Source organism: Hymenobacter amundsenii (assembly GCF_002204745.1).
In the GTDB taxonomy this organism is placed as follows: Bacteria; Bacteroidota; Bacteroidia; order Cytophagales; family Hymenobacteraceae; genus Hymenobacter; species Hymenobacter amundsenii.
The window spans coordinates 86,041-101,653 of sequence record NZ_NIRR01000008.1 but is presented as its reverse complement, the minus strand read 5'-3'; the positions used below and the strand labels follow the sequence as shown (position 1 = coordinate 101,653).

Genomic DNA, 15,613 nt, shown 5'->3' with positions numbered 1-15,613 from the left:
ACGATTCGGCTACCCGTTTTTCCCACCGCTTTTTTCGCTCGTTTACTTATGGAAAATTCCCCCGCCGCCGACCCCGGCAAAGCTGGCAAGGCCAACGAACAGCAGGCCGAAAACGCCCCCAAAAGCGGCGAACGGCCCGACCAGGGTCAGGCGCCCGCGCCCGACCACTACAACCCTACCAACCAGCACCACGTGTCCGACCCCATCGAAGCACCCGACGTCGCCAATGCTAAGTACAAGCACGACATTCTGGCCCAGCCCCCCGAGGAGCTGACCGGGTTGCGCCTGGAACCGCGCCAGACGGTAGCGGCGGGCGTTACGGCCGTGCTCAAGAGCATGGAGTTCAGCTGGAGTGAGGGCGGTGTGAACCGGGGCACCCGGGGCCTGCTCAACATGAACCAGAAAGACGGTTTCGACTGCTCCAGCTGCGCCTGGCCCGACCCCGACAACCACCGCTCGGTGGCCGAATTCTGCGAGAACGGCGCCAAAGCCACCGCCTCCGACGCCGACGACAAATCGTGCGGCCCCGAGTTCTTCGCCCGCCACAGCCTGGCACAGCTCTCCCGCATGACCGACCGGGACCAGAACAACGCCGGCCGCCTCACCCACCCGATGGTGGTGCGCCCCGGTAGCAACCATTACCAGCCCATCGAGTGGGCCGAGGCTTTCCAACTGATTGCCGACGAGCTGAACGCCCTGGATTCGCCCGACGAAGCCACGTTTTATACCTCGGGCAAGGTGCCTAACGAGCCGGCTTTCCTGTTCCAGCTCTTCGTGCGCCAGTTCGGCACCAACAACCTGCCCGACTGCTCCAATATGTGCCACGAGAGCAGCGGTGCGGCCCTGAGCTCCACCCTCGGGCTGGGTAAGGGCTCGGTGACGCTCAACGACATTCACGAGGCCGAGGTCATCATGATTATCGGCCAGAACCCGGGCACCAACCACCCGCGGATGCTGAGCGCATTGCAGGAGGCCAAGCGGAACGGGGCCAAAATCATCAGCGTAAACCCGCTGATTGAGGCCGGCCTCAATCACTTCAAAAACCCCCAGGACTTCATGAACCCATTTAGGGCGCTGGGCGCTTTGATGGGCAACGGCACCGTTATTACCGACGTGTACCTGCAAGTGCGGGTAGATGGCGACATGGCACTGCTACGCGGGCTGATGAAGCACCTGCTGGCCGCCGAGGAACTCAACCCCGGCCAGGTATTCGACCATGCCTTCATCAACCAGTACACCGAAGGCTACGAGGCCGTGGTGGAAAACGTGCGCAACACGAGCTGGGAGGAGATTGAGGCGGTGAGCGGCATCTCGCGAGCCGACCTGCTGGAAGCGGCCAACCTGCTGGCTACCAAGAAGAAGATTATTGCCTGCTGGGCCATGGGCCTGACCCAGCAGCGCCAGGGTGTGCAAACGATTCAGGAGTTGGTGAACCTGCTGCTGCTGAAGGGCGCCATTGGTAAGCCGGGAGCCGGCACCTGCCCGGTGCGGGGCCACTCCAACGTGCAGGGCGACCGGACGATGGGCATCTGGGAGCAGGCTTCCAAGCCTTTCCTCGACGCGCTGGGCAAGGAGTTCAACTTTACGGCCCCCACCGAACACGGCTACGACACTGTGGACAGCATCAAGGCCATGCATCAGGGCAAGGTGAAAGTATACTTCGGACTGGGCGGCAACCTGCTGGCCGCCGGCCCCGACACCGAGTACATTGCCGAGGCCATGCGCAAGCAAAACCTGACCGTGTTCGTGGGCACTAAGCTCAACCGCGGCCACCTTACCACTGGTAAAACGGCCCTGCTCCTGCCCTGCTTCACCCACTCCGACGTGGACATGCAACGCGGCGGCCACCAGATGACGAGCTGCGAAAACTCGATGGGTGTGGTTAGCCAGAACAAGGGTGTACTCGTGCCGCTGCCCGGCCAGATGCTGAGCGAGGTGGCCATTTTAAGCGGCATCGCCATTGCCACGCTGGGCGAGAAGACCAACATTGCCGACTGGGTAGCCATGACGGAGAACTACGACGTCATCCGCGACCATATCAGCCGCGTGATTCCGGGTTTCGAACTCTTCAACGAGAAGCTGCGGCGGCCTGGGGGCTTCTACCTGCCCAACGGCCCGCGCGACCGGAATTTCACGACCAAAGACGGCAAGGCCCACTTCACCAAAACGGAGCTGGAGAAGTACGAAGTGGGCACCGACGAGCTGATCATGATGACTATCCGGAGCCACGACCAGTTCAATACCACCATCTACGACTACAACGACCGGTACCGCGGCATCCACAACGAGCGGCGCGTGCTGTTCATGCATGCCCAGGACATGGCCGACCGGGGCCTCAAAGCCAAGGACCTTATCGACATCACGAGCCACTTCAACGGCCAGGAGCGCACGGTGGAGAAGTTCGTGGCCGTCCCCTACGACATTCCGCGGGGCAACGTGTCGGCTTACTTCCCCGAGGCCAACCCGCTCATCCCGATTGGTAGCGTAGCCAAAAAGAGCAACACGCCCACCTCGAAGTACATCCGCGTAACGGTAGTGCCCGCCCACAAAACGGTAGGCGCGCCAGTCGAAATTCGGATGGGCGCGGAAGCGTAGTTGAACCGCCTAGTTGGTTTATAACAGAAAGCCTGTCTGCGATAACGCAGACAGGCTTTTTTGCGCTGTAATATTTTTTTACATTAACTTGTTATTTTCTGAAAAGGCTCTAGATTTGCTTCCGCTTATCTAATCGCAATTTACTGCAAATCAGTAAATATATCGACTGATTTTTTAACCTAAAATTATTACTTCATGTCTCTTCGTTATATTGCCTTTGGCGTTTTTTTTCTTTTTCCAATTATCGTAAAATCGCAAAATAAACTGTACCTCGATCTTAAAGCAGGAGTTGATTATGGTTATGCTGAAGGTGCCCATTTTGGTTTGGGCTCTCGTCCATTAAAAGGCCATAAATTTATTCTACAGTTTTACCCTTCCGCTTTATTTCGTTATCAGTTATCGGATAAAATAAGCATTGCTACAGGATACTCCGGTGGTGGCGCAGGTTATGGCTACAAATTAAAAATTCCAGACGATGTTACGCATAACGAATTTGGCGGTGCGCGTGCAGGAAATGCTTCAATAGTAAATCTTGACAGATTTCCTATTTTGTTTAATTATCAATTAAAGAGCTATAATTTTAAGCCTGTTAATCAGGAAAATTTATTGTATCTCTACGCTATAAAATTAAGTATTACGGGAGGTATAGGAGCCAGTCGATTACATGGTTTTACCAATAATAAGCTTTCGTTCGGACCAGTTCTCCTAAAAGACACGCTCGACTTTGACGAGCACGACCCGGTTATCATCAACAAGTGGGGCGCTTACGCTCACGGTGGGGTTACGGCCCGGTTTTACCGGCTTGGTAAGGAGCGATTCAATGTTAGTATGTACGTAAACCAGGGCTTTACCGACCTGCTGCATACCCAGCTCGACTACACCTACAACTCCCGCACGGGTTCCCAGCTGTTCCGCTCGCGGGGCTCGGGGGTGGGCTTCGCAGTTGGTATTCCCATCCTGCTCAAAACCTTCGATTCCAAGTCGCCGATGTCCTCCAAATAAGCGGCAGGAAACAGGAGCCCATCAGATAGCAGGAAGCAAGCAAAAGCCCGCCGGACTCAGGTCCCGGCGGGCTTTTACGTTGGCTGGTTCGCTCTTTTAGAACGGATACCCGATACCGATATTCAACCGGTAAGCTTTTATCCCAGTGGGGCTCTTGTTGAACTGGAGCTGCGTGCCTGGGGGTACGGGCAAATCGGGGTTGGGGCGCACCTCTAAGTCGTTGTTGGCGTAGGGGTAGCGGATGGGCACGGCGGCATCGAGGCGGATGACGAAGAACTGCACGTCGATGCGGATACCCACGCCGGCACCCACCGCTAGTTGCTTCATAAAGGTATTGAGCTGGAACTGGCCGTTCTGGCCGTCGGGGAGGCCGTTGCTGCCGTAGGTAGCGCGGCTGGCGTCCCCATTCACCAGCCAGATGTTGCCCGCATCCACGAACACGGCGCCTTTCACGTACGGAAACAGGTCCTGACGATACTCCAGGTTGCCTTCGAGCCGGATGTCGCCCACCTGGTCGTAGAAGCCGTTGTTGGAATTCTCTTCGGGTACGCGGTAAGTGCCCGGCCCAATGCCCCGGGCGGCGAAGGCGCGCACGCTGTTGGGGCCCCCGATGCCGTACTGCTTAAAGTAGGGCAGTACCCGGGAGTTGAGGTAGGGAATGCCGGCCCCAATGAGCAGGCGGCCGGCTATTTTATTGCCGCTGGTAGGGTTGCTGCTGGTGCGGTAGTAATCGCGAAACTCTAGGTTCACCTTCGAGTACTGCGAGAACTGCTGCCCCGCGATTTTGTACACGTCCTGCCCACCTTCCAAGTCCTTAGGTGACCCGCTCAGGCTCTTGAGCAGGTAGGCCAGGTTGCCCGACAGCTCCAGGCCGCCGCTGAAGTAAATCTGGTTACGGCGCTGCTCCAGCACCTGCTGGTTGTAGGTGTAGGTGTAGCTGCTGCCCAGAATAAACTGCTGGCGGAAGCTCTGCTTGAGGAAGGGCCGCTCGTCGAGCAGGTTCTGGAACACGTCCTGGGTGTTGCTCAGGCGCACGTACTGCAGGTCGATGGGCTGGAGACGCTGCTCGTTGGTGAGCTTGGTTTTCCAGGTGTAGCCGTAGCCCGCGTTGAACACCTGCTGGGTGAAATACTGGGTGCGGTCGACGTATTTCAAGCCTAGCTCGAAGAAGGTGCGGGGCTGGAAGTCAGAGTTATTTAGCCGGAAGTTGAAGGGCGGCGTAATCAGGCGCGGCACCAGCAGCTGGGCATCGATGCCGTACTGGGTGGAGGTCACGCCCGAAAGGGCCGAGCCCTGCCCGGTTTCGACCGAGGCCTTGGCGTTGATGAGCAGCTGCTCGGCCCCGCGCAAGGCCGAGCGGTTGCGGTACTGCACCACCACGCCCGGCCCCACAAACAGGTTCGATACGTTCATCTGCAACTCGGCCCGGATCGACTTTTTGGGCACCTGGGTCATGCGCACCAGCGAGTTGAGGAAGCCGTACTGGAGCGAATCGGGCTTGTTGCGGGCGGGCCGGAACTGGATATCGACGAACCGGAACGTGCCCAGGCTCATGAGGCGGCTCAGGGTCTGGTCGGCACGGCGGCGGCGGTACAGGCTGTCGGGGTACAGGAACGTGGCATTGACAATCGACTTGGCCTTGAACATCGACTCGTCGGGAAAGTAGCGGTAGCCCTCGTACATGATGGGCCGCTCGTTCATGGTCGTGTCCTGCAGGGTAAAGTCGGTATCCAGGATAACGCGGTTGAGCACGTAAGGCTGGGCCGCTTTGGCCGGAATGCTAGCCTTTACTTTCAGGTACACATTCACCTGATTATCGAGGGTACTATCGACCTGAAACAGCAGGTAGTCGGGCGCAAAATAGTAGTAGCCCCGGTTTTTGAGGGCCGCATCAATCCGCAGCCGCTCATTCACGAAGGTTTGCAGGTTGTAGGGCTCGCCCACTTTCAGCAGGGTGCCAGCCTGAGTGGCCCGAATATCGCGGTCGAGCAGCGTATCGCGCTCGGGAAAGAAGATTTCCTTGATCAGGTAGGGCTGGTTTACCCGGGCCTGGTAATCGACGGAAGCCGTGCGCGCTTCCAGCTTGATGTTGCTGCGTACTTCAGGCTTGAAAAAGCCGTCGTTGTTGAGGCGGTTCAACATCAGGGCCGCCACCTTGGCCGTATCTACCTCGCTGAACAGGACGGGCTCCTCGCCGTACTTGTTGGCCAGCCAGTGGCCCAGGCCTTTCTCCTTGCCTACGCCCATGTGCCAGAAATACAGCTTGGGCCGCATGCCGAGAATGGAGGCATTGGGCGGGGGCGAAATCACGTTCGTCAACTGGGTCTGGATGGCCGCTTCGTTCGGAATCGGCGTGTCGTTTACCGACTTGAGCGTAACCGTGCTGCCGGTATAAAGCCGGGCATCGTCGGGGATGAACTTGAGGCCGCTGCACCCGACCATTCCGGCCAGCAGCAGCCCCGCCACCAACCGGCGGCCGGTACTGACAAAGCGGGAAATCGAGGGGCGGTAAAGTGGAAGTTGGGGCACGGATGAGGAGTTCGTTATCACAAGGAACGTCATGCTGAGTGAGGCGAAGCGCAGTTGAAGCATCTCTACCGCTTCGTTGCGGGGCCATTGGTGGCCAGCGGTAGAGATGCTTGCTTCAACTGCGCGGACGCTAGATAGAGCACGGCGTTCTTTTTCGTTCGCTACTTGCTGCTTTTAGTGGGTCGTTGGGCTACCCGCGCCGAGTCGCGGCGGGGCGGCACGGTGGTCGTGGTTTTCACCGAGTCGTCGGCCGCTTTTTCCTGCTCCTTCTGGCGCTTGTGGGTGGCCTTGTTCTTTTCCTTCACGTCCTTATCAATACCCTTGAACAGGTCAGCGAAGTCCCGGTAGTCGCGCTGATAAATCAGCGCAACCCCGTTCCGCACATATTGGCCGTCAATGTCGCTGAAGCCGTTGTTACGGTAAGCGCGCAGCCGCAGGCGGCCGTTGGCCAGGATGTCGTACTCGATGCTCACGTCGCCGGCAAAATTGCTCACGCTCTGCTGGCCGTTGCTGGCCTGGTTGCCGCCGGCCAGCGGCACATCGGTACCCAGGCGCACGGTCACGCGGTCGTTGAAGAGCTGGCGGCGCACGGCCACGTTCAGGTCGGTACGGGTTTTCTCGGTTCCCGAGGAGTAGTCGGCCTGGGAGTTAACGCCCAGCTCCACGCCCAGATTAGAGAGGTAGGAGCCCGTCAGGTTCTGGAGCTGCTGAGTAAGCACCTGGCTGGCACTGCCCCGCAGCTGGTCGGCCACGATGCTGCCCCCGCTGCTTTCAAACGGGTTTTCGGCCAGGAAGCGGCCCAGCACCAGCAGCGAGAACACCTGCTTGTTGAGCTCATCGGTCTGGCTGGGCTGGCGCAGCTGGGCCAGGCGGTTCTCAATCTGGGTGCGCAAGTCGGAGCGCGTATCCTCGGGGAGCTTGATATTAAAGCTTATTTCGGGCTTGAGCAGCTCCCCGTCCACGTTTAGGTACACATTGAAGGGCAGCGTATTGCGGGCCGTCGACTTCAGCGTTTCGTCGCTGATACCCTGGCCCGAGAGCAACTCGGCCGGCGCGGCCTTGGCCACGTAAATCGCCGACACATCGGCAATGCCGTTATAGGGGTCGCCCGACCAGGTGATGGTGCTGCCTTCGGCAATCTGGAAGTCGCGCTCCGTGAGTTCGTAGAGCGACATGTGGTAGCTGCCGCTCTTCACGGCCAGCCGGCCGCTGAGCGTGATGTTGCCCACCGGGTCGATGGCCGTATTGAGCGTCCCGTTGGCCCGCACCTTCAGGTTGTCGCCCGAGGCCTCATCAATAATGATGGTAAACGGCGTGTCGTCGGTGACAGTGATGGTGGCCGTGATGTCGTAGCCGGCCGCTGTTTTGGCCGAGTCCTGTTTGGCCAGTTGCCGCTGCAGCAGCGTATCGATGGGGGCACTCTTGTCGATGAACTCCACGATGCCAGCCGAGCTGACCTTGTCGGCCTCATCATTGGGCACGGCCGCGTAGAAGTCGGAGCCGTCCACGATGGTCGCCGTGGTACGCACCTTCATCAGGTTCAGGTCGCCGGTAATGCGCGATTCCGAATCCACGATGAGCTTGCCCCAGAACAGCGGGTTGTCGCGCTGGGTGCTCTGCACGGCGATAAAGTCGTTGGTGACGGCCCGCAGATTGAAGCCGTAATCGATGAAGTTCGTGGTCAGCACGTGCCCGTTCACGACGCCCTTGTTGCCCAGCGAATCGAGAATTACGAAGTCATCAAACAGAATGCCCTTGTCATCGAACACCAAATCTTCCTGAGGCAGCGTGAAAGGTGCCCCGAGCTGGGTGAGCGTGAAGCCGGCATTGTTGGTCGTGAGCTTGCCGCGCACCTCAGGCGCCGAAGCAGTGCCCTTGATGGCGAGCAGGCCGCTCAGGAAGCCGCTGGTTTCCCGGATTTCGCCCAGCGCGAACGGCTCAACAATGCCCAGTCCGAAGCGCGTGACGTTGGCCTGCATATCGAGGGCGCCGCTGGCCAGGTAATCGCCCGTCAGGCGCACGTCCTGGTTGGCGGGGCCGCCGGTCAGGCGCAGGTCCAGGTTGTAGCGGTCGGCGACAGGGTTCGTGGCCTGCAGTTTAACGTCCCCGATAACGGTCTTGCTGTACGTAAGCCCCATGAGCCCGGCATTGGCCGTGAAAGCCATGCGCGGCTGGCCCAGGGCCTTGATAATGGCCTGACCACTGAGCGTGCCGCCTACCAGCGAATCCTGGAGGCCGCCGGCGGTAGCCAGCTGGTTGAGGTTGAGGTTGCTGAACTCGGCCTGAAGCGGGTAATCGGCTCCGGCCAGCGTTTGCAGGGCAATCAACTGGTCGCCCTGGCTCAGGCGCACGTTCTCGGCCCTGATGGCCCCGGTGTTGGTATCGTAGCGCAACGAATTGCTGGGCTGCACAATCCACTGCTCGTTGTTGAGCACCAGCTTGGGGTCGAAGCTGAACGAGTAGGCCGCGCCTTGGTTGAGGACCTGCAGGGCCCCGGCCAGGTCGAGGTTGGTGGTGCTGTCGTTTTCGGCAATGCGCAGATGGGTGCCCACTTTGTTGTTGGCAATGCTACCGGTAAGGCTGGGGTTGGGCAGGTTCAGCGTCGTGTCCTGCCGAATGTGGTTGAGCTTGAGGGCATAATCCAGCGCCTGCGGGTCCGACGATACCTTGAGCCGCAGTGAGTCGAGCTGGTAGCCCATGTACTTGATGCGGGCAATGCTGGTGCTCAGGCGCAGGTCGGCCTCCCGGCTGTCGAAGCCGCCGGTAAGCTTGAAGGGCGAAATCTGCTGCAGATCAGGCACGAACTGCTGGATGATTTTAGGCTCCTTCACGTTGATTTCGAACGTAAACTCCTCGTTGGCGCTGCTGGGCCGGTAGCGGACGTCCGGCAGGTCGAAGTACCGGTCGATGTGTCGTTCGAGGGCCGTCACGATGTCGCCGAGGCGGGTGTTGCCGCGCAGCTCCAGGTCGGCCACCGAACTGGCGAAATCCACCTCCGTGCGGCCAGTGCGCTGCAGAATCCGTCCGCTCACCGAATCGAGCACGAACGGCTTGCCGTCGTTGACGATGGCAATGCGGCTGCCCGAGAACGTGCCGTTAATCGTGTTCAGGTCCGACCCGCTCAGATTGGCCTTCAGGTCGCCCTGAATGCTCAGGTTGCCACCAGTATAGAATCCCAGGGCCGTCAGGTTCACGCCGCGCAGGTTCAGGCGGTCGACGGTATAGGTGGGGTTCGAGGCGTTGCGCAGGTCGATGGTGGCCAGCAGGTCGAGGTTGAGGTTGGGGTCGTCCTTGCTGCTGGCGTCTACCACGTAGCGGTTGCGGTCAATATCGACTTTGGCGACAATGCCGCGGTAGGTGTAGCCGTTGTAGGTGGCCTGCTGCACCTTGGCGTTGAGCTGCCCGCGCAGTTGGTTGGGGTCGAGGCCGCCGCGCCCGGTCAGCGTACCGCTGGCCGTCACGGTCCCGATGGTGGGGTCGCCGATGAGCTTCCCTACGTTAAGCTGCTGGGTACTGAAAACAGCCTTTACTGGTTCCTGGCCCACGGGGCCCGCGCCCACGCTCACTTTCGCAGCCAAGCTGCCGTAGGTCGTGGTAGCCTTCAGGTCGGTATCAAATATCAGGGCCGTGGGGCGGCCCTCGAACGTGCCGCGCACCGCTATCAGGGGCGGCAGCGAGTAGCCGGCCGGAATCGTACCCTCCGGCACGAGGCTCCGGATATCGGCCCTGGTGGTCACGAACTTCTGAATGTCGAGGTCGACGTAGAGGCGGCGGTCGGTTTCGGGCAGACCTTTGATCCGGCCGCTGGCCAGCAGCTGGGTGTTGCGCAACCCCACCAACTCCAAGCCCTTAATGCGCAAGTCGCCCACCCGGCCATCAACTTTGCCGCTGATGAGCACCGACTGGTTGGGGCCGGTCGTGAAGGGCGGCGTGTCGGCCAGGTCGGGCGCGAGGTAAAGGATGTCGCGGAAGCCGAGGCGGGAGTCGCGCAAATCGGCCTCCAGGCCCAGATTGGGCAGGTCATCGGCAATGGCGTCGAGGCTCTTGTATTGCATGGCCAGCAGGCGCCGGATGCGGGTGTGGGGCGTTACGAGGTCGAGGTTGCTGAGGCGGGTTTCAGTCGAGTCGAACACCACGTCGGCCTGGGCCCGGGTCACGGCAAAGCCGCTCTGCTCCTGCCCCGAAAGCTGCGTAATGCGGCCGGTGGTGCTGTTTTCGGAGTAGCGCAGGTTCTCGGTATTGAGCGTGAGGTTCGTGAACTTGAGGTGGTTGTAGTCCATGCCCCGCACCCGGGTTTTCTGGCGCGGCTCGTTGAAGTTGTCGAAGGCCACCTCCACCCCACTGATGTCGGATTCCTTCAGGCTCACCGCCCAACTCGATTCCTGGCCGGTGGCGTTTTTTACCGAAGCATCAAGGTCGCGCACCACTTTAGCCGGATTCACCACCCGCTGCTCGGTGGGCACGTCCTCGTTCTGGGCGTAGGCGAAGGTGGTGTTGCGCAACATCAGCTTGTTGAGGGCCACGCGGCTATTAATCAGGTCGATGTCGTCGGCCGTTACTTCGGCCTCCCCGATGCGGGTGCTGATGAACTGGGCCGAGGGGTTGTTGCGGTACGTCAGGCCTACGTTGTCGAGGCGGACGCGGTTGATGCCGAAAGTAAGGGCCAGGGCCGACGTGTCGGCAGGGGTGGGCGGGGGCACCTTGGTTTGGGTGATGCGGATGTCAGTGTTCTTGAGCGCCGCCTGGTCTACCTTGTAAATAGCAGCATCCACGTCTACCTGGTCCATGTTCACGGCCAGGTCGCCCACTTTAGCCCGCACGTTCATGCCATCCACCGCATCGTTGTAGGTGAGCAGGATGTTGGTCAGTTGGGCGTCGCCGATGTCGTAAGTGAAGCCCGCGCCGGTGGTATCAGCCGGAGCCGCGGCCACGGTGCTGGTGTCGCCGGTGGCGAAGGCGTTCAGGATGAAATCGTAGTTGGAGATGCTATCGGGCTCGGTGCGGCTGATGGCAATCCGGCCGTTATCCAGCTCCAGGTGGCTGATCTTGATTTTCGACTTGAGCAGGGCAAAAATATCAATATTGACGCCCAAGTGGCCCACTGCCACCAGCGTGTCGCCCTTCTGGTCCTCCAGGTACACATCGTCGAAACTGATGGTATTGCGGAAGTCGGACCGGAATTTACCGATGCGTACCTCCGTCTGCAACTTGTCGCGCAGGTATTTCTGAGCCTGGTTGGCCACAAAGTCCTGGCCCGAAGGCGTCTGGACATAAAAAAACAGCCCAACCGCGACCAGCAGCACGAACGCAACCAGCCCCAATAGGGCGTACAAAATACGACGCAGATAAACCGGCAAAGGAAGAGGGAGTATAAATGAGGCTCAGACTGGCAAACGGAAAAAGCGCCGGTCGGGTTGGGGCAGTGGTCCTTAACCGGTAATCAGCCCGATTTCCCCGATTGATTGGCCCGATTTAGCGACTATCGTTGTTTCGGTCTTCGGTAGCACCCTATTTTTGATCAGCTAACCGCGCGGCCAAAGGTACTGTTATTTACCTACTCCGGATGGCCCCAACTACCCCGCAGGCCCTGCCAGACACCATTTCCTACTGCTCAGTTCCATGTCCAACGTCTTCCGTTACGCTCCCTGCCTTACTGCCCCCACTTATGCACGTATCCACTGGCTGCGGGGGCTGCCGGGGCTGCGGGTAGCCATGGTGCTGGCCCTGCTGTTGCCCGGGGCCGGGGCGGCGCTGGCGCAGGCACCACTTTCTGGCCGCCCGGCCGCGCCAAAAACGGCGGCGGCGGCCATAACCTTTTCCGGGGCCGTGTTCGGGCCCGATCAACTGCCGCTGCCCGGCGCCAGTGTGCTGGTGCAAGGGCGGGGCCAGTCGTTGGCCGTTACCAACTCCGATGGCTTTTTTATCCTGTCGCTGCCAACCGGCGAGCCGGTGCTACTGCTCGTGGAGTACCCTGGTATGGCAACTCAGCAGGTGCTGCTGCGCACCCCCGAAGCCGAGAAAAATCTGGTCGTGACCATGGAAGCGGCGGGTAGGCCCACGGGGCCGGCGAGCCGCGAAAACCGCCCCCGCCGCCCCCGGCCAGCTCGGCCGATGTAGCGGGCGGGCAGCCCCGGCGTCAATCCGGCATTGTCCGGCTATCAACCCGGCATTGGCACGAGCAAAACCGCCGGCTTTCTGTGGGTTAAGCATTGATTATGGCGGACCGACAGCAGGCTTTTCCGGGCATTAAGCGCTACCTTTCGGGCCTGTTTTTATCCGAATAGCCCCCGATGATTCTTCGCTTTACGCTCCCCTTTCGCACGGCCTGGGGCCAGCGGCTGGTAGTCTGCGGCTCCCTGCCCAGCCTGGGCCAGTGGGACCCCACCCAAGCCCTGAGTTTACACTACCACTCCGACTCCGGCCTCTGGAGCCAGGAAATCAGCCTGCCCGCCGGGGAGCTGGCCAGCGTGGAATATAAGTACCTGCTGCTCGATGAGCGCGACGGGGGCCGCTACTGGGAGTGGGGCCCTAACCGGCACGTGCAGGCCGCCGCCGGCTCGTTCACCCAAATCGTGCTAACCGATTTCTGGCGCGCCCCGGCCCTGCCCGAAAACGAGCTTTACACCGCCGCCTTCACCGAAGCCCTGCTGCGCCGCCCGGCCCCGATGGCCGCGCCAGCTCCGGCCGTGGCCGCCCGGCCGTGCGTTTCCAGCTGTCGGCCCCGCGGGTCGAGCCGCTGCACCAGCTCTGCGTGCTGGGCTCCGATGCCGCCCTCGGGGCCTGGGATGCGACCAAGGCCGTGCCGTTGTCGGATGCCGACTACCCGACCTGGGCCGCCGAAGTGACGCTGGCCACGCCCGAAGCCGACACGCGCTACAAGTATGGCATCTGGGACCCCACGGCCCGGCAATTGCTTGAGCTTGAAACCGGCGACGACCGGGTAATTCCGGCCGACGGCCACGCGCGGACTCTGCGGGTACTGGCCGACGACCACTTCCGCTACGCCGCCGCGCCTTGGCGCGGGGCCGGCGTGGCGCTGCCCGTATTCGCACTGCGCAGCCACCAAGGCCTGGGCGTGGGCGAGTTTCCCGATCTGAAGCTGCTCGTAGATTGGGCTGTGGCCACTGGCCTGCAACTGGTGCAGGTGCTTCCCATCAACGACACCGTGGCCACCCATACCTGGGTCGACAGCTACCCTTACGCCGCCATTTCGGTGTTTGCCCTGCACCCGCAGTATCTCAACCTGGAGGCCGTGGCCGAGTTGCGCGACCCAGCCGCCCGCCAGCAACTGGCCCGCCTGCGGGAGGAGCTGAACGCCAAGGATTACGTGGATTACGAGCCGGTGATGAACGCTAAGTGGGAGTTCATCCGCCAGCTGTACCAGCAGGAGAAGACCGCCTTTCTGGCCGACCCCGATTTTCAGCTGTTCCTGGCCGAGCAGCAGGCCTGGCTACTCCCCTACGCGGCCTTCTGCGGCCTGCGCGACCGGTTCGGCACAGCCGATTTCAGCCAGTGGCCTGCCGAGTTCCGCACCCCGGCCCAGGTCGCCGACCTGACCCAGGAAACCAGCCCCAGTTTTGACGAGTTTGGCCTGCACTTCTTCACCCAGTTTCATCTCGATAAGCAGCTACGCGCCGCTGTGGCCTACGCCCGCGAGCACGGCGTGGTAGTCAAGGGTGACCTGCCCATCGGCATCTACCGCCACTCGGTGGACGCCTGGACCCAGCCCGAGCTTTACCACATGCATCAGCAGGCCGGCGCCCCGCCCGACGACTTCTCGGTAACGGGCCAGAACTGGCGCTTCCCGACTTATAACTGGGAGCGAATGGCTGCGGACGGCTACCAGTGGTGGCAGCAGCGCATGGGCCACCTGGCCCGCTACTTCGATGCCCTGCGCATCGACCACATCCTGGGCTTCTTCCGCATCTGGGAAATTCCGGGCCACTCGGTAGAAGGCCTGCTGGGTCACTTCTCACCCGCCCTGCCCTTCTCACGCCCGGAAATCGAGCAGCGCCTCGGCTGGTTCGACTATGGCCGGCTCTGCGAACCCTACATCCGCTGGCATATCTTGGAAGACGTGTTCCACGGCCAAGCCCAGGCCGTGTTCGAGGAGTTCATGGAAGATGCGGGCTACGGGGCCATCCGCCTGCGGGAGCCGGTACGGACCCAGCGGCAGATCGAGGCCGTTATCAACGAGAAAATCAGCCAGAACCCCGCCAACACCGACCACTACCGCTGGCTACGTGCCGGCCTGTTCGGGCTGGTGAACGAGGTGCTGTTCGTGCCCGACGACCAGCTACCCGACCACTACCACCCGCGCATCACGCTGCATCTGAGCCGCTCGTTCCGGGAGCTCGACGAGTACGCTCGTCCCCGCCTGCTGGCCCTCTACCACGACTTTTTCTACCAGCGCCACGAGGGTTTCTGGCGCGAGCAGGGCCTCACCAAACTGCCGCCGGTACGCTGGGCCACCAACATGCTTATCTGCGGCGAAGACCTGGGCATGGTACCCGCCTCGGTGCCCGGCGTGATGAAGGACCTCGGCATTCTGGGCCTGCACATCCAACGCATGCCCTCCGACCCCGCCACCGAGTTCGGCCACCCCGACCACGCGCCCTACCTGAGCGTGGTCAGCCCCGGCTCGCACGACATGAGCACCCTGCGCGGCTGGTGGGAAGAGGACCACGAGCAGACCCAGCGGTTCTTCGAAACCATCCTGGGCCACTGGCACGAAGCGGCCCCCGAGTTCTGCGAGCCCTGGGTCGCGCGCGAAATCGTAGTGCAGCACCTGTACTCGCCGGCCATGTGGGCCATCTTCCCGCTCCAGGATCTGGTGGCCCTCAGCGCCCAGCTGCGCCGCCAGGACCCGTTGGCTGAGCAGATCAACGTGCCCTCCAACCCCACCCACTTCTGGAAGTACCGCTTTCACATTCCATTGGAAGAGCTGGCCGGACAGGCGGGCTTTAATGAAGAAGTGCGGGAGCTGGTAAGCCAGAGCGGGCGGGAGCAGGTGTACTAACGCTGCCCAAGCAATCTGCTCGACGAGGCATTGGCGCCGGGCTACGCATTCGCCGCAAAAAACCTCTTCAGATTTTGGGGAGGTTTTTTTGTAAATAAAATGGTCCGTCTTGCACGCACGACTACTTCCGAGGCTGGTATAGATGACAGAGAAGGGGCGCGGTGCTGGGCGGCCAGAACTTGTAGTCCGAATAAGAGAATTCCAATTTTAGGATTATATATATATTAAATATAATGTCTATAGAATAAAACTAGTATTAATAAGTTTCCGTCAAATTCCTCGCAATCTGGCAGCATTGGTGGTTTTATGGGTTTTGACCCCGTTCGAAGAAGTACTTTAAGCGCAATGCCCTGGAATAGAAGTTTTTTGATATGAAATTTCTACCCACAAACGAGCCGGTTCATCGAGCCGGATACTACGTTGACCGAATAAGAAGGTTACATTTGTCGCCCGCGCAGTAGTTTTGTC

Annotated in this window: 7 protein-coding genes; 5 read left to right on the top strand and 2 right to left on the bottom strand. The window is 60.6% G+C overall.

From position 1 onward, the window contains the following. Nucleotides 1–48 precede the first annotated feature (48 nt). Both CDA63_RS07350 and CDA63_RS20380 read left to right on the top strand, forming a co-directional pair. On the top strand, nt 49–2,595 hold the full coding sequence (locus tag CDA63_RS07350; protein ID WP_088463802.1) for an FdhF/YdeP family oxidoreductase: 2,547 nt from the start codon (nt 49–51) through the stop codon (nt 2,593–2,595). A 195-nt stretch (nt 2,596–2,790) separates the two neighbouring features. After that, a complete protein-coding gene (locus CDA63_RS20380; protein WP_126546772.1) occupies nt 2,791–3,597 on the top strand; it encodes a hypothetical protein in 807 nt (268 codons plus the stop codon). Between the two features lie 96 nt (nt 3,598–3,693). On the opposite strand, the gene tamL is transcribed toward CDA63_RS20380, so the two are convergent. Both tamL and CDA63_RS07340 read right to left on the bottom strand, forming a co-directional pair. Beyond that, the gene (gene tamL, locus CDA63_RS07345; RefSeq protein WP_165768227.1) at nt 3,694–6,159 is read right to left on the bottom strand and encodes a translocation and assembly module lipoprotein TamL; all 2,466 of its coding nucleotides are present in this window, start codon (nt 6,157–6,159) and stop codon (nt 3,694–3,696) included. A gap of 128 nt (nt 6,160–6,287) precedes the next feature. Further along, a complete protein-coding gene (locus CDA63_RS07340; protein WP_088463800.1) occupies nt 6,288–11,459 on the bottom strand; it encodes a translocation/assembly module TamB domain-containing protein in 5,172 nt (1,723 codons plus the stop codon). 286 nt (nt 11,460–11,745) lie between these two features. Between CDA63_RS07340 and CDA63_RS07335 the strand changes: the two genes are divergently transcribed. The 3 genes from CDA63_RS07335 (at nt 11,746) to CDA63_RS07325 (ending at nt 15,145) form a co-directional block, all read left to right on the top strand. After that, a complete protein-coding gene (locus CDA63_RS07335; RefSeq protein WP_088463799.1) occupies nt 11,746–12,243 on the top strand; it encodes a carboxypeptidase regulatory-like domain-containing protein in 498 nt (165 codons plus the stop codon). Between the two features lie 173 nt (nt 12,244–12,416). Beyond that, nucleotides 12,417–12,971: a CBM20 domain-containing protein gene (locus CDA63_RS21295; protein ID WP_088463798.1), complete on the top strand. Its 555-nt coding sequence runs from the start codon at nt 12,417–12,419 to the stop codon at nt 12,969–12,971. Continuing rightward, the gene (locus tag CDA63_RS07325) at nt 12,878–15,145 is read left to right on the top strand and encodes a 4-alpha-glucanotransferase (protein ID WP_126546770.1); all 2,268 of its coding nucleotides are present in this window, start codon (nt 12,878–12,880) and stop codon (nt 15,143–15,145) included. Before CDA63_RS21295 ends, CDA63_RS07325 begins: the two co-directional genes overlap by 94 nt. Nucleotides 15,146–15,613: the final 468 nt, after the last annotated feature.